Raw genomic sequence first — 18,941 nt, forward strand, 5'->3', positions numbered from 1 at the left:
GATGCTCCTCGGGTCAGTTCGCGCTGGGGAAGACGCCGTTCAGCGAGATGATGAACGTCATCGCGAGGTACGGCTGCCGGTTCTCGTGCGGCTGCGAGCCGCCCTGGGCCGCGAGCTGCTGCGACGTGAGCGCCGTGTCGGGCGCGGCGGTCGTGTACGGGGAGTCGGCCCACGCGGCCGGATACGCGCCGTTCGCGCTCGCCGTGGTGGCGGCGGAGCCGGTGACGACGGGGTGGGTGTGCGCCGGCAGCTGGTTCGCGGTGAGGGTGACCTCGTCCGCTCCCCCGGTCTGGGCCAGCTGGAACGTGGTGCCGCCGGGGCCCGACCCGAAGTGCATCGGGAACCGACCGTTCAGGTTCGGCAGAGCGAACGTCTGCTGGCCATCGCCGCCGTACGTGGTGCCGATCAGATTGAAGAGGGCGTCGTTCTCGGAGATCGGCAGCAGCTGGCCGTTGCACAGCGCCCAACCGCTCGGGGGGAAGTTGCCCGCGAACATGCGGATCTCCCCGATGTACGGGTCGCTCATCGTTCCTCCTCGGCGGTGGCAGTGGTGGCGGCGCTGGTGGTGGCGGCGTCGTCCGCCGGGTCGGCGACCATGAACGCGGCCTCCAGCGTCAGGCCGTCCGCCGTCCTCCCGGTGGGCACCAGGAACACCGCCTCGTCGATGCCCGCGCCCCGGAGTGCATGGACCTGCTGCTGCGCGGCGCTGTCCGGCGCAGCGGTGAACTCCAGGGTGTAGCCCAGCCAGCCGTTCGAGCGCCGGGCGGGAGAGACCGAGGCGAGCCGGAGCGGGAACCGCTCACCGTCGCCGGCCGTCGCCTCGAAGGTCTGCCCGGCCGCAGCGGCCCACGCCTCGTACGCGGTCATCCGTCGGCCTCCGTCGCCATCAGCAGGTAGCCGAACTGTTCGGAGACCACCTCGAACCCGTGGCGTTCGTACAGGCGGCGCGCCGCGTGGTTGAGGCTCCAGACCGACAATGTCACGCGCCCGCTGCCGGCGACGAGGTCGGAGAGCACGCGTGAGGCGATGCCCCGACCGCGGCGGTCGGCCACGACGGCGATGTCGACCAGGTGCACGCGTGAGCCCTGGCGGTCGATGCTGATCGTGCCGGCGGGTTCGCCGGCGTCCAGGATGATGGACGTCTCGGCGCGCGGGTGGCGATCGCGTCTTTCCGCGAGATGCGCGCGGTACTGCAGTGCGAGCAGCGGGTCGAGGTCGGCGGCGGGGAGGCCGGGGAACTCGCCGCGGCGGACCTCGAGGAAGAGGCGGCGCAGGAACGCGTCGTCGGACGGGAGGGCCGGCCGCAGCTCGACGGTGCGCAGTGCCATCACGCCGTCCGGCTCACCACGGCCTGCATGGCGCGGGTCATGCCGCGCGGGCCGATCGCGCTGAGGAAGAGCGTCACCTCGGGGGCGCCGGCGCGGCGCAAGGTGTAGATGCCGTCCGCGGCGGTGTAGCCGGAGGCCGTGAACAGCAACAGGAAACGGTACTCGTCGCCGGGGGCGCTGTCGGCGATGTCCTCCACCGCGGTGAGGACGAGGTCGATCGTGCGTTCGCCGCCGCCGCTGCCGTCGGCGCTCTGGGTGGCGCGGAATGCGCGTCCGATCGCGGGGGCGAAGAGCGAGCGCACCGGATCGGCGGTCGCCGTGCTGGCGGCCGAAGCCCGGCCGGCACCCGCGCCGGTCGCGACGATCCCGTGGGCGACGGCGGGCACGGCAGGCAGCCCGGCGGCTGCGGCGATGCCGAGGCCGCCCAGCGCGGACGCCATGACGGCACGGCGCGACAGCTCGGGCACGGGAGGTCCTTCCTGCAGGGGCGGCGTGACGGGTCGGGTCGCGCGCAGCCTGGATGCGAGCTTAGGGCATCCCCGCGCGGCGCCTCTGGCCCGCACAGAGGGGACATCGCCGCCCGCCGCGGGCCGCTAGCATCGGAGGGCCGCGACCCGACCCGCGGCCACCCGACATGCCCGCGCGCGCTCGCACGCGGCCGCCCGCGAGGAGCCGCTCCCGTCATGCCCACCTCGACCGCGCGCCGCCTCCCCCTCATCGCCGCCGGCGCGGTCGTCGCGCTCGTCGCCGGACTGTTCGCCGGCGTGGTGCCGGCGCAGGCCGCCGGCACGCTCTCGGTCACCTCCACCCTCGACAGCGACCCCAACAACGCGTGCGCGCAGCCCAGCGTCGTCACCCAGGGCTCGCCCGCGACCCTGCGCAACGCGCTGTGCGTCGCGAACAACCTCGGCGGCCCCCAGACCGTGACCGTCGCGCCGGGGACCTACACGCTCTCCAGTGCTCTCGGCTCGCTGCCCGTCGGCACGCAGGCCGGAGCGGACATCACCATCACCGGCCAGGGCACGCCGACCATCGTCGGCGACGGCCAGCACCAGGTCTTCCTGGTCGATCCCGTGCCGGTCGGCGGAGTGAAGGCGACCATCGACGGTCTGAAGGTGACCGGCGGTGTCGACAACGTTTTCGGCGGCGGAGCCCTGCTCGGCGGCTCGCCCGACCCCACTCTCCCCGACACCCTCGTCGTCACGAACTCGGAGTTCAGCGGCAACCGGGCCAACACCGTGACCGGCACGAGCAACCCGGGCGGCGCCATCCAGTTCGTCGGCGGGTCGCTCACCGTGACGAACTCCGTGTTCTCCAACAACGATGCGGGCACCGGGTCGGGAGGCGCGATCTACTATCAGGCCGTCGGTTCGACCGCTCAGGGCGCGGTCGGCCAGTCGCTCTCGATCTCGGGGTCCACCTTCTTTGGCAACACGGCGACAGCGACGAACGTCACCGGAGGCGCGGCCGTCGCGGTGAGCGACCCGCAGGGATCGGCCACGGCCCTGTCGATCACGGGCAGCACGTTCAGCAGCAACACGGTGACCGCGGGAACCGGCCTCTTCCGGGGCGCCGGCGTGTGGCTCGACGGCGGCGCCCTCAGCGTCACGGGCTCGACGTTCACCGGCAATCAGAACTCCACGGGCGGCGGCTCGGCCATCGGCGTCACCGGCGGCACCCTGACCGCGCAGTACGACCGGATCACCGGCAACACGGGCACCGCCGTGGCGAACCTCGGCGGTGCGGTGACCGCGACCCGCAACTGGTGGGGATGCGCGGGCGCGCCGGGCGCGAGCGGCTGCGACACCACCTCCGGCGCGGTGACGGCGACCCCGTACCTCACGCTGACGGTGTCCGCGGCCTCGTCGCCGATCGTGCAGCCGGCCAGCAGCACCGGGATCACGGCCTCCCTGCTCGCCGATTCGTCGGGCGCCGCCGTGCCGCTCGGCCAGCTCGGCGCGCTCACCGGCCTCACCCCGACCTGGGGGGTGTCCGGCATCGCGGGAGCGACGGTCGCCCCCGCCGCCGGAGCACTCACGACGGGCCAGACCACCACCACGTTCTCCTCCGCCCGGCCCGGTTCCGCGACCGTCACGGTGCTGGTCGACCAGGCGTCCCTCTCCGTCCCCGTCCTCGTCTATGCGAAGCCGGTGATCACCTCGACCAGCGCGCTGACCGGTGTCGTCGGCCAGCCGCAGTCGTCGACGCTGACGGCGACCGGCTATCCCGTCCCGAGCTTCGCACTGCTGGGGACGCCGCCGGCCGGGCTGACCCTCGCCGACCACGGCGACGGAACCGCGACGCTGACCGGCACGCCGACCGCTCCCGCCGGCGACTACACGCTGACGGTGTCGGCCACCAACGCGGCGGGCACGACCACCCAGAGCATCCCGTACACGCTCGACCAGACCCCGGCGTTCACGAGCGCGTCGACGGCGCAGTTCACCGTCGGCGCCTCGGGATCCTTCACCGTGACCACGACGGGACGGCCGACGCCGGCTCCCATCACGCTCACCGGCACGCTCCCCGGCGGGCTGGGCTTCGTCGACAACGGCGACGGGACGGCGACGATCGCCGGCACTCCCGCGACCGGCAGCGGCGGTGTGGCGACGGTCACGCTGGGCGCGTCCAACGGCGTCGGCACCCCGGCGGCGCAGTCCTTCACGGTGACGGTGCTCGAGGCGCGGCGGATCACCAGCAGCGCGCAGACGAACGCGCTCGTGGGGTCGCCGTTCTCGTTCACGGTGACGACCGCGCACGCCTATCCCGTGCCGACGCTCTCGCTGAGCGGTGCACTGCCCGCGGGCGTGACTTTCAGCGACAACGGCGACGGGACGGCGACGATCGCCGGAACCCCGACCGGCACCGGAGGCTCGTTCCCGGTGACGCTCGGCGCGACCTCCGGCGCGGGCACCGGCAGCGCGCCCCTGACCATCCTCGTCGCGGCGGTGCCCGGCATCACGCTCGCGGCCTCCGACCTGACCGTCGGCGAGGGCGGCACGGCGGCCTTCACGGCGTCCGCGAGCGGCTACCCCGCGCCGACCGTGCAGTGGACCCGCTCGACCGATGGCGGCGCCAGCTACCAGCCGATCCCCGGTGCGACCGCGACCACGCTCAGCTTCACCGCCTCCCTCGCGGAGAGCGGCTACCGCTACGCCGCCGTCTTCAGCAACGCGTCGGGCACGGCGACGACCGTCGCGACGCTCACGGTCACCCGGACGCCGACGATCACCAGCGCCGCCGGCGCGCAGTTCACCGCGGGCTCGGCCGGGTCGTTCACCGTCACCACGGGCGGATCGCCCGTCCCGGCGCTGAGCACGACGTCGGCGCTGCCGGGCTGGTTGGGCTTCACCGACAACGGGGACGGCACGGCGACGATCGCGGGCACGCCGCCGGCGGCTGCGGGCGGAACCTACCCGATCGCGATCACCGCGGCGAACGGCGCACTCCCCGATGCGACGCAGGCGTTCGTCCTGACCGTGCTGCAGCCGGCCGCGTTCACGAGCGCCGCGGCCACGGCCTTCACGGCCGGTGCGTCCTCGTCGTTCACCGTCACGACGACGCCGGGATACCCGGCTGCCCGGGCACTGAGCGTGTCGGGGGCGCTGCCGAGCGGCGTGCGCTTCGTCGACCAGGGCGACGGCTCCGGTGTCTTCACAGGCACCCCGGCGGCCGGCTCCGGCGGTGTCTACCCCGTGACCGTCACGGCGGACGCCGCGCCGGCACCGGCGGCCTCCCAATCGTTCACCCTGACGGTCGACGAAGCCGGCGCGATCACCAGCCCGGCGACACTCGACGTCCAGCGCGGCGTCGACGTGGACTTCACCGTCACCACGGCGCATGCCTATCCGGCGGTCGGTGCGATCACGCTGGCGGGTGCTCTTCCGACCGGACTGACCTTCACCGACCACGGCGACGGGACGGCGACGATCGCCGGCAGGACGCTCGACGCCGCGGGCACCGCGACCGTCGCACTGACTGCGGGTGCGGTGTCGCAGACGCTGAGCGTCGTCGTCGCGGATGTCGCCCTCCGGACGCTGCCGCTCGTCCCGCCGGCTGCCGACGGCGTGCTGCCGGGTGTGCCGGCATCGCAGCACGCGGGCCAGTCGATCGTCCTCACGGCGAGCGGATTCGCTCCCGATTCGCCCGTGAGCTTCGGAATCTACTCGACGCCCGTCACGCTCGCCGTGGTGAACGCCGACGTCACCGGTACCGCCACCGCGACCGTGGTCATCCCGGCCGGTTACACGGGAGCGCACTCGCTCGTGGCGATCGGCACGGCCGCCGACGGCAGCACGCGCGTGCTGCGCACCGACTTCGTACTGCCCGGGGGAGCGACGGGCGGCTCGTCGGCCACTCCGGGCGCGGCCGACGGCCTCGCCGACACCGGAAGCGACATCACCGCGGTGGCGCTGCTCGTTCTCCTGCTGCTGGCTGCCGGAGGCGTACTCGTGTTCCGGAGGCGGGCGGGAGCGCGTTCCTGAGTACGGTCGCAGGCTCCGCGGTCGCCGGAGCCGGGCTGCGGGCGCATGCAGGCGTAGGCTTTTTCCCATGCTTGCCACCGTGATCCACGGCGAACGCGACGTTCGTCTCGAAGAAGTGCCCGACCCCGTCCTGTCCACCGGAGGCGACGCCATCGTGCGCGTCGTCGCGGCGTGCGTGTGCGGCTCCGACCTGTGGCCTTACCGCGGCGTCACGCCGACCAGCAGCCCGCGCCGCATCGGCCACGAGTTCGTCGGCGTCGTGGAGGAGGTCGGCCCCGAGGTGCGGACCATCGCCGTCGGCGACTTCGTGATCGCGCCCTTCTACGACTGCGACATGACCTGCGCCAACTGCAAGAACGGCGTCAGCACGTCGTGCCTCCACGGCGGCTGGTGGGGCGCCGACGACAGGCTCGGCGGCTTCGCCGACGGCGGTCAGGGCCAGAAGGTGCGCGTGCCGCACGCCGACGGCTCCCTCGTCGCGACGCCCGAGTACCCGAGCGCCGACCTCATCCCGAGCCTGCTCACGCTCTCGGACGTGATGGGCACCGGTCACCACGCCGCCGTCTCGGCCGGCGTGACCGAGGGCAGCACCGTCGTCGTGGTCGGCGACGGGGCCGTCGGCCTGTGCGCCGTCCTCGCGTCCGCCCGCCTCGGCGCCTCCCGGATCGTCGCGATGTCGCGGCACGAGTCCCGCCAGGCGCTCGCGCGCGAGTTCGGGGCCACCGACATCGTCGCCGAGCGCGGCGACGCCGGGATCGCGGCAGTCAAGGAGCTGTTCGACGGCATCGGCCCGGACTGCGTCCTGGAGGCGGTCGGTACCAAGGAGTCGATGGACCAGGCGATCCGCTCGGCCCGCCCGGGTGGCATGGTGGGCTACGTCGGCGTGCCCAACGGCGGAGCCGAACTGCCCATCCGCACCCTCTTCGGCTCCAACGTCGGCGTGAACGGCGGCGTCGCTCCCGTGCGCAACTACGTGGAGGAGCTGCTGCAGGACGTCTGGTCGGGCGCCATCCAGCCGGGCAAGGTCTTCGACCTCGAGCTGCCGCTGGAGGACATCGCCGAGGCCTACGCCGCCATGGACGAGCGCCGGGCCATCAAGACCCTCGTCCGCCCCTAGCGCGACGCCCAGATGTGAGTAATCGCGGGAATCGAAGGGCCGATTCCCGCGATTACTCACATCTCGAGGCTCAGGAGTTGACGACGACGATCTCGTCGAGCGCGTTGCGGGTGCGCGGGGCGAGCTCGCGCTCGCGCAGCGGCTGGGGGAGCGTATCCACGTCACCGAGCATGCCGACAGCGGTGACCGAGACGGGCAGGAATCGCTCGTCGAGGTCGAACGCGGCACGCAGGCCGGCGGCGTCGAAGCCGCCCATCTGGTGGGTGTGGAGACCGTCGTGGTGTGCCTGCACGCTGAAGTGGGCGACAGCCTGGCCGACGTCGTAGGTCGCCCAGCGGCGCTCGTTGCCGTCCGCGTCCACGACCTCCGCGAGCGCGACGACGAGGGCGCCGGCGGCTCCGGCCCAGACCTGGTTGAAGCCCATCAGGTTGGCGACGATCGTGTCGAACGCGGCGCTGCCGCGGCGGGCGACGATGAAGCGCCAGGGCTGGGTGTTGTTGGCCGACGGGGACCAGCGCGCGGCCTCCAGGGCGGCGGTCAGCTTGGCCTCGTCGATGACGGCCTCCGTGTCGAAGGCACGGGGGCTCCAGCGCTCTGCGAGTGCGGGCAGGAGCGGGTAGGAGGTGTCGGCGGTGCGGGTGGCGGTGTCGATCAGCGACATGGGGGTGGATTCTCCTCGACGTGGATGGGCTGCTCGAGGCTCCATTGCCTGGCTATATCCATGAGAACACATGGATCGGCCCGGCTATTCCAGCCGTATCACAGCCTCGATGTCGCCGAGCGCGTCATCCCGCGCCGAAGCTGACGGCGCTACGGCGCCAGATCCTGGTACTGCGGCAGCGAGCCGTCCAGCACCGGAACGTTGAGGGTCTCGGTCTCCGTGCTCGTCTGGAAGGTCACGAACGCCAGCGAACCCGGTTTCGCGCCGAGCCCTGCGAAGGTGACCGACTGTCCGTCGGACGTGCCGACCTGCACGGACTCCGCCGGCTTCACGGTGACCGTCTCCGACCCCGAGTCGGTGCTGATCCGTACGTTCTCGTTCGACTCGCCCTGGTTGACCAGGGTGGCGACGAGGCTCGTCGTTCCGGCGGGATCGGTGGTGAGCAGCACGGCGTTGCCGATGAAGATCGCCCCGATGTCGCCGTTGACGCCGTCTGCCGCCTCGGTGATGTTCTTCGTCTCCTGCGGGGCGAACAGGTCGCAGCCCGTCAGGAGGCCGAGGACCGCGACACCGACGATCGCAGCGGCGGCTCTGCGGCGCGCGCGGTGGCGGGTCGGTCGACGGGTGGAGCGCTCGACTGCGGTCACGGCGCCAGCATAGCGCCGCGGATGCCGCGCACAGTAGAGGCGAATCGAGCGGCCCCGAGACGGCCGCGCGTGTGAACGCTGTGTGACGGACGTGTAAAACTTCGTAATCTTTCAGGCAGCGCCGAGAGGGGCGATCCGGGGTACACGGGCACCCGCCGAGCTGCACTCGCCACGCCCGGGATCTCATGCGCGGATTATCGTGCTGACCGGGCATTCAACCGGTTCGGTACCGAGCGGAATGCCGTGTCCGCGTGTCTGCGGACATGTCCCCCGACTGCAGACCCGCGACGCGTCGTCCAGCGTGTTCCACCCCCACTTGCGGGGTCTGCACGACGACCCGTAGAACTGTGAAAACCCGAACCGACCAGATCCCCACCGTCGCGGATGCCACCCCCATTCAGCCCCGTGAGAGGTCTGTCTCGTGTTCATCTTCCTGCTGCAGCTCCGGCACATGCTCGGCGGCCATCCGGAGCTCTACCTGTTCGCCATCTACTCGGCGCTGATCTGGGTGATCTGGATCGTGAAGGTCTTGATGTCGCGCCGTTACCGCCCGTACACGGGTGAGTTCCACGGCACGACCAGCGTGGTCGTCCCGGTCGTGGACGAGCCGCTCGACCTCTTCCGCGATGTGCTCGGCCGGATGGTCGAGCAGCGGCCGGGCGAGATCATCGTCGTCATCAACGGCGCCCCGAACCCGGAGCTGGCGGAGGTGTGCGAGGAGTTCGCGCCGCTGGTGCGCTGGGTGCACACGCCGATCCCGGGCAAGCGCAACGCCGTCATGATCGGGACGAGGATGTCCACCGGTGAGATCACCGTGCTCGTCGACTCCGACACCGTGTGGACGCAGAACACGCTCAGTGAACTGGTCAAGCCGTTCGCCGACCAGCGCGTCGGCGGGGTCACCACCAAGCAGCGCATCCTGGAGCCGGAGCGGTCCTGGATCACGCGCTGGGCGGACTGGCTGGAGAACTCCCGGGCCCTGTACTCGATGCCGGCCCAGAGCGTGGTCGGTCAGATCGGTTGCCTGCCGGGGCGCACGATCGCGTTCCGCCGCTCGATCCTGATGCGGGTCATGGAGAAGTTCATGACCGAGAAGTTCCTCGGGGTGTTCCTGGAGGTCTCCGACGACCGCACGCTGACGAACCTCACCCTCAAGGAGGGTTACCGGACGGTGTACCAGCACACCAGCCTGGTCTACACCGACGCGCCGCTGAAGGTGAAGAAGCTGTTCAAGCAGCAGCTGCGCTGGGCGCGCGGCAGCCAGTACAACACCCTGCGCATGCTGCCGTGGATGCTCGGCCACGCGCCCATCCTGTCCTTCTTCTTCGTGATGGACATCCTGCTCCCGTTCGTCCTCGCCGGCGTCATGGGCGGCTGGGTGTACCGCTCGATCACGGGCGAGGGCTACAACTTCTATGAGGGCTTCCTGAAGACCTACGGCATCCAGGGCGGCATCATGACGGTCGTCGCGCTCATGGTCACCTCGTCGGTGATCAGCATGTCGATCCGCCAGATCCGGCACCTCTCCGAGAAGCCGAGCGACTTCTTCCGCCTGCCGGTGTTCATCATCGTCTCGACGTTCTTCCTCATGCCGATCCGGCTCCTCGGGTTCTTCCGCATGGCGCACGCCAGCGGCTGGGGAACGCGCGCCGGCGCCTACGCGGGAGGACCGGGCGAGATCAGCAGCGATGACGACATCGCAGCGCTCGGGACGACCACGACCACGACCACGACCACGACCACGACCACGGATTCGCCGATCCCCGGCCTCCCCGACGAGGTCGGGGGCGTGAGCTCGGCCACCGCGCTGGCCACCGCCACCCGTCCCACGACCGCCGTGGTCACCCGGGCCCAGGCGAAGACGGTGGCCAAGACGGCCGCGAAGATCACGACCAAGAAGACCACGAAGCCGGCTCGTCGTCGGCTCAACCCGCTCGCCGCCATCCCGTACCTGATCGGAATCGCGATCCTGACCCTGGAGGCCCTGTTCCTTGTCTAGCCCGACCTCTACCCTCAGCACCCGAGCCCACTCCTGGTGGGCGCAGTCGAAGTCGCGATCGCAGGCCACGGCCGCCGCCTTCATCGCCCTGGCGATGGTGCTCGTCGGCATCTCCGCCTACGTCTGGGTCTCGCCCACGGGCGCCCCGCTCCGCAACGCGGTGGCGGATGCGACCGAGACGATCACGCCGTTCGCCGCGCAGAACGCCGAGCTCAAACGCAACCTGAACCGCGCGACGCAGACCATCGCCTCGCAGAAGGGCAAGATGTCCGCGATGCAGGCGCAGGCGCTGGCCGCGCAGGCCGGTTCCGCCAAGCAGCTCGCCGCCGCGCAGCAGAAGACGCTCGCCGCCCAGAACGAGCTGGCGAGCGTCAAGGCACAGCTCGCGGCGCTCCAGTCGAAGGGTGCCCACACGTCCTCCGGTGCAGGAGCGTCGGGCAAGCCGGCGTCGAGTTCCGGATCGTCCGGCAGCGGGCCGGCCCCGATCACCGCGCCGGCTCGCGCCGACCTCCTGAACCCGACCTCCCGCTACTTCGGGATGTACACCGACCAGGCGCCGTTCAACTGGGCGACCTTCGACGCCACCAGCGCGAAGATCGGTGTGGCGCCGAACCTGGTCGGCTACTTCCAGGGCTGGGATCAGCCGTTCCGACCCGACGCGGTGACGCGCGCCTGGCAGCAGGGGCGGATGCCGATGATGACCTGGGAGTCCCGTCCGATCAACGCGGACAACTCCTCCAACTCGGCCCCGGACTACTCGCTCCCGAAGATCATCGGCGGAGACTTCGACGCCTACCTGCACCAGTACGCGAAAGCGGTCGTCGCGACCGGCCTGCCCCTCGCCATCCGGCTCGACCACGAGATGAACGGCATCTGGTACCCGTGGGCCGAGAACGACGGCGCGGGCAACTCGATCAACGGCAACAGCCCGGGCGATTACGTGAAGATGTGGCGGCACGTCCACGACGTGTTCCAGGAGGAGGGGGCGAACGACCTCGTCGTGTGGGTGTGGGCGCCCAACATCGTCAACAATCTGCCCGCCTCGCACAAGGCGGCCGGCTACCTCGAGAACCTGTATCCGGGCGACCAGTACGTCGACTGGGTCGGGCTCTCCGGCTACCTGCGGCCCCCGTACAAGCCCGACAACGACTTCACCTTCGACTACACGTTCAAGCCGAGTCTCGACGCGCTGCGGAGCATCACGAAGAAGCCGATCCTGCTGGCGGAGGTCGGGGCCTCCGAGACCGAGGGGCATAAGGCCGCGTGGATCACGTCCTTCTTCGACGCGCTCGCCAAGCCCGAGAACTCCGACGTCATCGGCTTCTCGTGGTTCAACCTCGCCGTCACCAGTTATGTGGAGGGCGTGCGCGCCACCAACGACTGGCGCATCGACTCCCGGCCGGACTCGTTGTCGGCGTTCATCGCCGGTCTCACCAAGCCGGAAGACGACTTCACGCTCACCCCGGCCCCCTAGACCCCGTTCACTCGCCACGGAAGGAACGCACATGACCTCCACCTCCTCCACCAAGAAGCCCAAGGAGCAGCCGGCCCCGCGCATCAGCGTCATCGGCACCGGCTACCTCGGAGCCACCCACGCCGCCGCCATGGCCGAGCTCGGCTTCGACGTCATCGGCGTCGACACCGACCCGCACAAGGTCGCCGAGCTCACCGAGGGTCGCGCGCCCTTCTTCGAGCCAGGGCTCCCGGAGCTCATCCGCAGCAACGTCGCGGCCGGGAGGCTGCGGTTCACGACCGACATCGCGGAAGCGGTCGCCGTCTCCGACGTCCACTTCATCTGCGTGGGCACCCCGCAGCAGTCCGGCTCGTTCGCCGCGAACCTCGGCTACGTGGAGGCGGCGGCGCGCGGCATCGCCGAGCACCTCACGCACGACGCCCTGATCGTCGGCAAGTCGACCGTCCCGGTCGGCACCGGTGCGCGCCTGCGGGCGATCGTGGCCGAGGCCGCGCCCGCCGGCGTGGACGTCGAGCTCGTCTGGAACCCCGAGTTCCTTCGCGAGGGCAAGGCGGTCGACGACACCTTGCGCCCCGACCGGCTCGTCTTCGGCGGCACCTCCGAGCGGTCGGAGGCCGTCCTCCGCCGCGTCTACGCCCGGCCGATCGCCGACGGGACGCCGGTGCTGGTCGCCGACCTGCCCACCGCGGAACTGGTCAAAGTGAGCGCGAACGCGTTCCTGGCGACCAAGATCTCGTTCATCAACGCCATCGCCGAGGTGTGCGACGCCGCCGGCGCCGATGTGTCGCTGCTCGCCGACGCGCTCGGCCACGACGCGCGCATCGGGCGCCAGTTCCTCAACGCCGGCCTCGGTTTCGGCGGCGGCTGCCTCCCGAAGGACATCCGGGCGCTGATGCACCGCTCCAACGAGCTGGGCGCGCACGCCGCGGTCGGCCTCCTCCAGCAGGTGGACGAGATCAACATGGGGCGCAGGCAGCGTGTCATCGATCTGGCCCTAAAGGCTTTGGGGGGATCGGTGCTGAACCGCCGGATCGGCGTGCTCGGGGCCGCCTTCAAACCGCACACGGATGACGTGCGCGACTCGCCCGCGCTCAATGTCGCGGCCGCGCTGCATCTCCGGGGTGCGCAGGTCGTGGTCTACGACCCGCAGGCGCGCGGGACCGCGCAGCGGCTCTTCCCGACGCTCGGGTACGCCGACTCGATGGAGGACGCCGTCGGCGGTGCGGACCTGACGGTGGTGCTCACCGAGTGGGACGAGTTCACGGCCGCCGACCCGTCCCGGCTCGCCGAGTTGTCGAGCGGCAGCACCGTGATCGACGCGCGCAACTGCCTGGACGCCGCCGCGTGGAACGCCGCGGGCTGGACGGTCCTGGGCATGGGTCGCGTGCCCGAGACCGCTGCGCTCGTCCCCGACGCCCTCCCCGTCCCCATCCACTGACCCCACCCCACCTCCGCCGAGGGGCACCTTAACGCCCCTAAAACACTGAAATGAGGGCGCTTACGTGCCCCTCGGCGACGGATAACACCTCGAGAAAGCGAGTCAGACATGAGCGGTTACGTGACGAAGGCCGTGATCCCCGCGGCGGGGCTCGGCACCCGGTTCCTTCCGGCGACCAAGGCCATGCCCAAGGAGATGCTCCCGGTCGTCGACAAGCCGGCCATCCAGTACGTCGTCGAGGAGGCCGTGGCCAGCGGCCTGAGCGACGTGCTGATGATCACCGGGCGCAACAAGAACGCACTGGAGAACCACTTCGACCGCAACGCCGAGCTGGAGGACACCCTGGCGCGCAAGGGCGACACCGACCGTCTGCGCAAAGTGAGCTACTCGACCTCGCTGGCCGACCTCCACTATGTGCGCCAGGGCGACCCCAAGGGTCTCGGCCACGCGGTACTGCGCGCCAAGGCGCACATCGGGCACGAACCGTTCGCGGTGCTCCTCGGCGACGACATCATCGACGAGCGCGACCCGCTGCTCGCCCGGATGCTGCAGGTGCAGCACGCGCTCAACACGACGGTCGTCGCGCTGATGGAGGTGCCGCCGGAGAGCATCCACCTGTACGGCGCCGCGGCGGTCGTCGAGACCGATCAGGAGGACGTCGTGCGCATCACGGGCCTGGTCGAGAAGCCGAGCCGCGAATCCGCGCCGTCGAACTACGCGGTGATCGGCCGGTACGTGCTGCGCCCTGAGATCTTCGACATCCTCGAGAAGACGGCGCCGGGCAAGGGAGGCGAGATCCAACTGACCGACGCGCTGGAGGGGCTGGCGACAGCGCCCGCCTGGACCGGCGGTGTGCACGGCGTGGTCTTCCGGGGCCGGCGCTACGACACCGGGGACCGGCTCGACTACCTCAAGGCGATCGTCCAGCTCGCCGTCGCGCGCGACGACCTCGGCCCGGAGCTGCTGCCCTGGCTGCGCGAGTTCGCCGAGAACGCGGGGCCTGCCGACACCGGCAGCATCCCTGCGCTTCCTCTGCCGGTGGAGGCTGAGCCCGCGGCCGCCCGCGAGCTGCTGCAGATCGCGGGGGCCTGAGCTTCGCGAACTCGCGTCAGTGGAGGCCGAGTCGCTTGAGCGCGTGCTTCTCGCTCTCGCCGCGCTCGGTCTCCACCTCGTCGACGGCGATCGGGATGCTCGGACCGATCGCGAGCCAGACGAAGCCGTCCCGGTGCACCAGCGGCACCAGGTCGGTGGTGCCGTCGCGCAGCAGCGTGCGCACGCGTTTGAGGAAGGCGTAGCCCTCCGACGGCATCGTGACGTAGGTCTTGCGGCGGTAGTGGACGACGTGCGCCACGGTCTTCGCGCTCAGCCCGGCGACCTCCGCCGCCGGGAACGGGTCCGCTACGACCTCGGGTGCGGCGTCCTTCGTGTCGGTCATGACTCGCACGGTACGCCGAGTGCGCTAGCGTCGACAGATGCATTCAGCCGATCCCGGTCTCCTCGACCGGCTCGCCGACCGCGGCTGGCCGGCGCTGGAGGCCGAACAGCAGCAGGGCTGGAGGCTGCGCGCGTCCGGAGGCGTGACAAACCGCGCCAATTCCGTGCTCGCGTCCGGTCCGGTCGATGACGTGGATGCCGCGATCGACCGGGCCGAGGCCTGGTATGCCGAGCGCGGCCTGTCCGCCGTTTTCCAGCTCAGCCCCGCCTCGCCTCCGGCTCTTGCGGGCGCGCTCGCCGCACGTGGCTATCGCGAGCACTCACCGACCGACATCCTCATCGCGGACTGCCACGTCGTGGCCGCCGCGACTCGCGCCGACGGACCCTCCGCTGCGCGCGTCGCCGACGCGCCTTCCCCTGGCTGGCTCGACGCCTGGTGGGCGGTGGATGGCCGCGGCGGAGGCCGGGAGCGGGGAATCGTCGCGCGCATCCTGTCGGGCGGTCCCGCCCTGTACGCGTGGTCCGGTGATCCGGCGGCGCCGGATGCGGTCGCCCGACTCGCGCTCGTCGGCGAGTGGGGCGGGCTCTACGCCGTTGCGACCCTCCCGCAGGCGCGCAGGCGCGGGCTCGCCCGGGAGCTCGTGGGGGGCCTCGCCGCCGCGGCGGCCGAACGGGGCGTCGAGGGGCTCTGGCTGCAGGTGCTCGCGGCTAACGCGGCCGCCAACGCGCTGTATGCCCGGCTCGGGTTCCGCCGGGCCTCCGGCTACACCTACGCGGAGCAGGTTCGGCTGGTACGACCCGGTTAACCCACGATGCCGGGCAGTGTGGATACTAGGGTTACTCCACACAGCCCGGCATACGTTTCGGGGTTATCGCCGGTGGATTATTCGGGTTCCTCCGACGACTCTTAGAGACTAGCAAACATGTCGGTCATATGGAGGACATTTTTGTACCCCGGTCCGCCCCCAATTTGAGGGACGGGCGAGCGGGCGGGGCGATATCAGGCCGACAACTCGCCGATCAAGGCCGCCACGAAGTCGTCGATGTCCTGCTCGGTGGTGTCGAACGAGCACATCCAGCGCACCTCGTTGCGCGAGGCGTCCCAGTCGTAGAAACGGAAGTGCTCGCGCAACCGGTCGGCCACGCCCGCCGGAAGGGTGGCGAAGACGCCGTTCGCCTCGGTCGCCTGGCTGAAACCGACACCTCGGATGCTGCCGTCGGCGATGCCCGCCTCGAGCGCACCGCGCAGGCGGGACGCCATCGCGTTCGCGTGCGCCGCGGAACGCAGGTAGAGGTCGTCGTGCAGCAGCGCGATGAGCTGCGCAGAGATGAACCGCATCTTCGAGGCCAGCTGCATGTTCAGCTTGCGCAGGTAGACCAGTCCTTCGGACGAGGCCGGGTTGAGCACCACGACGGCCTCGCCGTACAGCATGCCGTTCTTGGTTCCGCCGAAGCTCAGCACATCCACGCCGGCGTCGGTGGTGAACGCGCGCAGCGGGACCCCGAGGGTCGCGGCGGCGTTGGAGACGCGGGCGCCGTCCATGTGCAGCTTCATTCCGCGGGCGTGCACGTGGTCGGCGATCGCGCGGATCTCCTCGACCGTGTACGCCGTGCCGAGTTCGGTCGTCTGCGTGATGGACACGACGAGCGGCTGCGCGCGGTGCTCGTCGCCCCATCCCCACGCCTCGCGGTCGATCAGTTCGGGAGTCAGCTTGCCGTCCGGCGTCTCGACAGGCAGCAGCTTGAGCCCGCCGACCTTCTCGGGAGCGCCGGCTTCGTCGGTGTTGATGTGTGCGGTCTTGGCGCAGATCACCGCTCCCCAACGCGGCACCATCGACTGCAGCCCGACCACGTTGGCGCCAGTCCCGTTGAACACGGGGAACACCTGGACGCCCTCGCCGAAGTGCTCGGCGAACACCTCGTGCAGGCGCTCGGTGTAGACGTCCTCCCCGTAGGAGATCTGGTGGCCGGCGTTGGCCGCCGCGATGGCGTCGAGGATCTCGGGGTGCACGCCCGCGTAGTTGTCGGAAGCGAACCCGCGCAGGTTCAGGTCATGGAGCTGCAGAGTCACCATTCCATCCTAGATTCCAGAAGTGGGCTGAGATTCGTCACGAATCCCGACATTCGTGCCACGAATGACGGCATTCGTCACGAATGTCAGTCGGGGAGGAGGGGGAGGCGGGTGCCATTGATCGACGCGGCGTCGGCGTCCCACAGGGCCACGACCTCCGCGCCGAGACGCTCCTCCAGGCCGGCGAGGCTCTTCACCACGAAGACGACGGCAGCCGATTGCGGTGCCTGCTTCGCGAAGCCCTGCGCCACAGCGCGGGTCCACGCGTCCGCGGCCGCCTTGGCCGCGGCGTAGTTCGCACCACCGGCGGCGGGCGACTCCACGGCGGTGGAGGACACGATCGCGAGGCGACCGGCCGGCGAGGCGACGAGGTCGTCGTAGAACACCCGGGTCGTGTTGCGCAGGGTGCGGAAGCCGCGCTCCAGGAACTCCCAGTCGTCGTCGCTCTGACCGGCGATCCCGCCGCCTCCGCGCCAGCCGCCGACCAGGTGCACCAGCCCGTCGATGCGTCCGAACTTGAGGTGGATGCGCATCGCCAGCTCGGCGACGGCGTCGCGGTCGGCGAGGTCGCAGACGCGCGTGTCCACCCCGGGCACGGCGGCCGCCAGCGCATCGAGGGCCTCCTGCCGCGTGCCGACGGCGAGCACGGTCGCGCCCGCCGCCGTCAGTGCCCGGGCCACGGCCTCCCCTGACGCGCTCGTCGCCCCGGCCACCAGCACGAGCCGCCCCGCGGCCGAGCCCTCGCCCGACGTCGCCGACGCCGGCCCGGTCTCTTCGGGTGAGAACCGGGCCGACGTCGAACCCGTGCCGTCGGTCACGCCGCGTCCGTCGTGCCGGTGATCCCGGAGGTCGACTCGATGACGCCCGCCATCTTCTTGTTGAGCGCCTCGTAGAACATCGACAGCGGGAACTCGTCGTCCAGCACCGCGTCCGTGTAGCCCTTCGGGGCGCCGGAGAGGATCTCGTCCGACAGCCCACGCGCCCAGTTGGAGGCCGGGTGCGGCGTGAGGGTCTCGGTGAGCATCGCGTATGCGGCGAGCCAGTGCGCCACCTTCGGGCGGTCGATGGAACGCCAGTACAGCTCGTTGATCCGGTCGCTGAGCGCCACGACCACGTCGGGCACGGCATCCCAGTCGATCGTCAGCTGCGTGTCGGTCCAGTGCAGCACGTCGTGCTGGTGCATCCACGCGAAGAGGAGCTGGCCGCCGAGTCCGTCGTAGTTGCGCACCCGGCTGCCGGTGATGGCGAACCGGAAGATCCGGTCGAAGATCACCGCGTACTGCACGAGCTTCGCGTGGTCGCGGATCTCGCGCTGGGCGTCGGACAGCTCCGAGTCGGGCAGTGCGCCCAGCTGGCGCTGCAGCCGCACGGACTCGCGGAACGCGGTCAGGTCGCAGCGCAGCTCCTCCAGCGAGTACAGGAAGAACGGCATCCGCTGCTTGATCATGAACGGGTCGAACGGCAGATCGCCCCGCATGTGGCTGCGGTCATGGATGATGTCCCACATCACGAAGGTCTCCTCCGTGAGGTGCTGGTCGTCCAGCATCCGCGCCGCGTCGTCCGGCAGCTCGAGTTTGGTGATCTCGGCGGCGGCGCGGACCACCCGGCGGTAGCGGGCGGCCTCGCGGTCCTGGAAGATCGCCCCCCACGTGAACTGCGGGATCTCGCGCATCGCGACCGTCTCGGGGAAGAGCACGGCGGAGTTGGTGTCGTACCCGGGCGTGAAGTCCACGAACCGGAGGGCGACGAACAGCTTGTTGCCGTAGTCCCCCGCCTCCAGCGCCGCGACGAAGTCGGGCCAGATCACCTCGACGAGCACGGCCTCCACGAGGCGGCTCGTGCTGCCGTTCTGCGTGTACATCGGAAAGACGACCAGGTGGCCGAGCCCGTCGATGCGGTGCTGCTGCGGCTGGAACTCGTTCAGCGCGTCGAGGAAGTCGGGAACCCCGAACCCCTCCTCGGCCCAGCGCGCGAAATCGCGCTGCAGCGCCGCGAGATACGACGCGTCGTGCGGGAAGAACGGAGCGAGTTCGGCGACGGCGTCGATGATGTCGGACGTGAGCTCGGCCGCGGCAGGCCGGTCGGATTCCTGCTCGACAGAGCCGTCCTTGACCTGCAGCGCCTGGAGGGCGGTCGCCGCCTCCTTGAGCCGGTGCCACGCGGGATGGGTCGCCACCTCGCGCACCGGGCGGCCGTCCTCGACGACCTCGGGCTCCCCGACAATGGCTCCGGCAGTGAACTGCGGGACGAATTGAGACATGACGAACCTCCCGTCGTGCGATCGGCCG

At 70.7% G+C, this 18,941-nt stretch carries 17 protein-coding genes; 7 read left to right on the forward strand and 10 right to left on the reverse strand.

Annotated features, from left to right (window positions below; translation table 11 throughout):
* Nucleotides 1–13: 13 nt before the first annotated feature.
* The 4 genes from Q0Q23_RS01990 to Q0Q23_RS02005 are packed head-to-tail and all read right to left on the reverse strand — an operon-like array spanning nucleotide 14 to nucleotide 1,795.
* Nucleotides 14–526 (reverse strand): phage tail protein, encoded by a 513-nt coding sequence (locus Q0Q23_RS01990; protein WP_295118520.1) that lies wholly within the window; start codon nucleotides 524–526, stop codon nucleotides 14–16.
* Nucleotides 523–867 (reverse strand): DUF6916 family protein, encoded by a 345-nt coding sequence (locus Q0Q23_RS01995; protein WP_295118524.1) that lies wholly within the window; start codon nucleotides 865–867, stop codon nucleotides 523–525. Before Q0Q23_RS01995 ends, Q0Q23_RS01990 begins: the two co-directional genes overlap by 4 nt.
* Nucleotides 864–1,328 (reverse strand): N-acetyltransferase, encoded by a 465-nt coding sequence (locus tag Q0Q23_RS02000; RefSeq protein ID WP_295118655.1) that lies wholly within the window; start codon nucleotides 1,326–1,328, stop codon nucleotides 864–866. Before Q0Q23_RS02000 ends, Q0Q23_RS01995 begins: the two co-directional genes overlap by 4 nt.
* Nucleotides 1,328–1,795 (reverse strand): DUF6916 family protein, encoded by a 468-nt coding sequence (locus Q0Q23_RS02005; protein WP_295118527.1) that lies wholly within the window; start codon nucleotides 1,793–1,795, stop codon nucleotides 1,328–1,330. Before Q0Q23_RS02005 ends, Q0Q23_RS02000 begins: the two co-directional genes overlap by 1 nt.
* Before the next feature lie 216 nt (nucleotides 1,796–2,011).
* Between Q0Q23_RS02005 and Q0Q23_RS02010 the strand changes: the two genes are divergently transcribed.
* Together Q0Q23_RS02010 and Q0Q23_RS02015 are read left to right on the forward strand one after the other, a co-directional pair.
* Nucleotides 2,012–5,812: an S-layer family protein gene (locus Q0Q23_RS02010; RefSeq protein ID WP_295118529.1), complete on the forward strand. Its 3,801-nt coding sequence runs from the start codon at nucleotides 2,012–2,014 to the stop codon at nucleotides 5,810–5,812.
* 67 nt (nucleotides 5,813–5,879) lie between these two features.
* Nucleotides 5,880–6,929 carry a zinc-dependent alcohol dehydrogenase family protein gene (locus tag Q0Q23_RS02015; RefSeq protein WP_295118532.1) on the forward strand — a complete coding sequence of 350 codons (1,050 nt, stop codon included), beginning with the start codon at nucleotides 5,880–5,882 and terminating at the stop codon, nucleotides 6,927–6,929.
* A gap of 70 nt (nucleotides 6,930–6,999) precedes the next feature.
* On the opposite strand, the gene Q0Q23_RS02020 is transcribed toward Q0Q23_RS02015, so the two are convergent.
* Both Q0Q23_RS02020 and Q0Q23_RS02025 read right to left on the reverse strand, forming a co-directional pair.
* Complete coding sequence (locus Q0Q23_RS02020) at nucleotides 7,000–7,590, reverse strand: nitroreductase family protein (protein WP_295118535.1); 591 nt, start codon at nucleotides 7,588–7,590, stop codon at nucleotides 7,000–7,002.
* A gap of 149 nt (nucleotides 7,591–7,739) precedes the next feature.
* On the reverse strand, nucleotides 7,740–8,237 hold the full coding sequence (locus tag Q0Q23_RS02025; RefSeq protein WP_295118536.1) for a hypothetical protein: 498 nt from the start codon (nucleotides 8,235–8,237) through the stop codon (nucleotides 7,740–7,742).
* Between the two features lie 421 nt (nucleotides 8,238–8,658).
* On the opposite strand from Q0Q23_RS02025, the gene Q0Q23_RS02030 reads away from it, so the two are divergent.
* From Q0Q23_RS02030 to galU, 4 genes are all read left to right on the forward strand, one after another.
* On the forward strand, nucleotides 8,659–10,236 hold the full coding sequence (locus tag Q0Q23_RS02030) for a glycosyltransferase family 2 protein (RefSeq protein ID WP_295118539.1): 1,578 nt from the start codon (nucleotides 8,659–8,661) through the stop codon (nucleotides 10,234–10,236).
* Nucleotides 10,229–11,710 (forward strand): glycoside hydrolase family 26 protein, encoded by a 1,482-nt coding sequence (locus Q0Q23_RS02035; RefSeq protein ID WP_295118543.1) that lies wholly within the window; start codon nucleotides 10,229–10,231, stop codon nucleotides 11,708–11,710. Before Q0Q23_RS02030 ends, Q0Q23_RS02035 begins: the two co-directional genes overlap by 8 nt.
* Nucleotides 11,711–11,741: 31 nt before the next feature.
* Complete coding sequence (locus Q0Q23_RS02040; RefSeq protein ID WP_295118545.1) at nucleotides 11,742–13,148, forward strand: UDP-glucose/GDP-mannose dehydrogenase family protein; 1,407 nt, start codon at nucleotides 11,742–11,744, stop codon at nucleotides 13,146–13,148.
* Between the two features lie 108 nt (nucleotides 13,149–13,256).
* Nucleotides 13,257–14,240 carry a UTP--glucose-1-phosphate uridylyltransferase GalU gene (galU, locus tag Q0Q23_RS02045; RefSeq protein ID WP_295118548.1) on the forward strand — a complete coding sequence of 328 codons (984 nt, stop codon included), beginning with the start codon at nucleotides 13,257–13,259 and terminating at the stop codon, nucleotides 14,238–14,240.
* A gap of 16 nt (nucleotides 14,241–14,256) precedes the next feature.
* On the opposite strand, the gene Q0Q23_RS02050 is transcribed toward galU, so the two are convergent.
* Nucleotides 14,257–14,583: a hypothetical protein gene (locus Q0Q23_RS02050; RefSeq protein WP_295118551.1), complete on the reverse strand. Its 327-nt coding sequence runs from the start codon at nucleotides 14,581–14,583 to the stop codon at nucleotides 14,257–14,259.
* A 37-nt stretch (nucleotides 14,584–14,620) separates the two neighbouring features.
* Between Q0Q23_RS02050 and Q0Q23_RS02055 the strand changes: the two genes are divergently transcribed.
* On the forward strand, nucleotides 14,621–15,388 hold the full coding sequence (locus Q0Q23_RS02055) for a GNAT family N-acetyltransferase (protein ID WP_295118553.1): 768 nt from the start codon (nucleotides 14,621–14,623) through the stop codon (nucleotides 15,386–15,388).
* 194 nt (nucleotides 15,389–15,582) lie between these two features.
* Here Q0Q23_RS02055 and Q0Q23_RS02060 read toward each other — a convergent pair whose 3' ends face one another.
* From Q0Q23_RS02060 to Q0Q23_RS02070, 3 genes are all read right to left on the reverse strand, one after another.
* Nucleotides 15,583–16,656 (reverse strand): low specificity L-threonine aldolase, encoded by a 1,074-nt coding sequence (locus Q0Q23_RS02060; RefSeq protein ID WP_295118556.1) that lies wholly within the window; start codon nucleotides 16,654–16,656, stop codon nucleotides 15,583–15,585.
* Between the two features lie 83 nt (nucleotides 16,657–16,739).
* Entirely contained in the window at nucleotides 16,740–17,372 is a 633-nt protein-coding gene (locus tag Q0Q23_RS02065) for an SDR family oxidoreductase (RefSeq protein ID WP_295118658.1), read from the reverse strand.
* A 95-nt stretch (nucleotides 17,373–17,467) separates the two neighbouring features.
* Complete coding sequence (locus tag Q0Q23_RS02070; protein ID WP_295118559.1) at nucleotides 17,468–18,913, reverse strand: DUF6421 family protein; 1,446 nt, start codon at nucleotides 18,911–18,913, stop codon at nucleotides 17,468–17,470.
* Between the last annotated feature and the right edge of the window lie 28 nt (nucleotides 18,914–18,941).

It is taken from the genome of uncultured Leifsonia sp. (assembly GCF_945957465.1).
Taxonomy (GTDB): domain Bacteria; phylum Actinomycetota; class Actinomycetes; order Actinomycetales; family Microbacteriaceae; genus Leifsonia.

Bases quoted from the DNA above. Each gene is read 5' to 3' on its own strand.
- Q0Q23_RS01990 (WP_295118520.1), bottom strand. From the start codon at position 526: ATGAGCGACCCGTACATCGGGGAGATCCGCATGTTCGCGGGCAACTTC.
- Q0Q23_RS01995 (WP_295118524.1), bottom strand. From the start codon at position 867: ATGACCGCGTACGAGGCGTGGGCCGCTGCGGCCGGGCAGACCTTCGAG.
- Q0Q23_RS02000 (WP_295118655.1), bottom strand. From the start codon at position 1,328: ATGGCACTGCGCACCGTCGAGCTGCGGCCGGCCCTCCCGTCCGACGAC.
- Q0Q23_RS02010 (WP_295118529.1), top strand. From the start codon at position 2,012: ATGCCCACCTCGACCGCGCGCCGCCTCCCCCTCATCGCCGCCGGCGCG.
- Q0Q23_RS02015 (WP_295118532.1), top strand. From the start codon at position 5,880: ATGCTTGCCACCGTGATCCACGGCGAACGCGACGTTCGTCTCGAAGAA.
- Q0Q23_RS02020 (WP_295118535.1), bottom strand. From the start codon at position 7,590: ATGTCGCTGATCGACACCGCCACCCGCACCGCCGACACCTCCTACCCG.
- Q0Q23_RS02040 (WP_295118545.1), top strand. From the start codon at position 11,742: ATGACCTCCACCTCCTCCACCAAGAAGCCCAAGGAGCAGCCGGCCCCG.
- galU (WP_295118548.1), top strand. From the start codon at position 13,257: ATGAGCGGTTACGTGACGAAGGCCGTGATCCCCGCGGCGGGGCTCGGC.
- Q0Q23_RS02050 (WP_295118551.1), bottom strand. From the start codon at position 14,583: ATGACCGACACGAAGGACGCCGCACCCGAGGTCGTAGCGGACCCGTTC.
- Q0Q23_RS02055 (WP_295118553.1), top strand. From the start codon at position 14,621: ATGCATTCAGCCGATCCCGGTCTCCTCGACCGGCTCGCCGACCGCGGC.
- Q0Q23_RS02060 (WP_295118556.1), bottom strand. From the start codon at position 16,656: ATGGTGACTCTGCAGCTCCATGACCTGAACCTGCGCGGGTTCGCTTCC.
- Q0Q23_RS02070 (WP_295118559.1), bottom strand. From the start codon at position 18,913: ATGTCTCAATTCGTCCCGCAGTTCACTGCCGGAGCCATTGTCGGGGAG.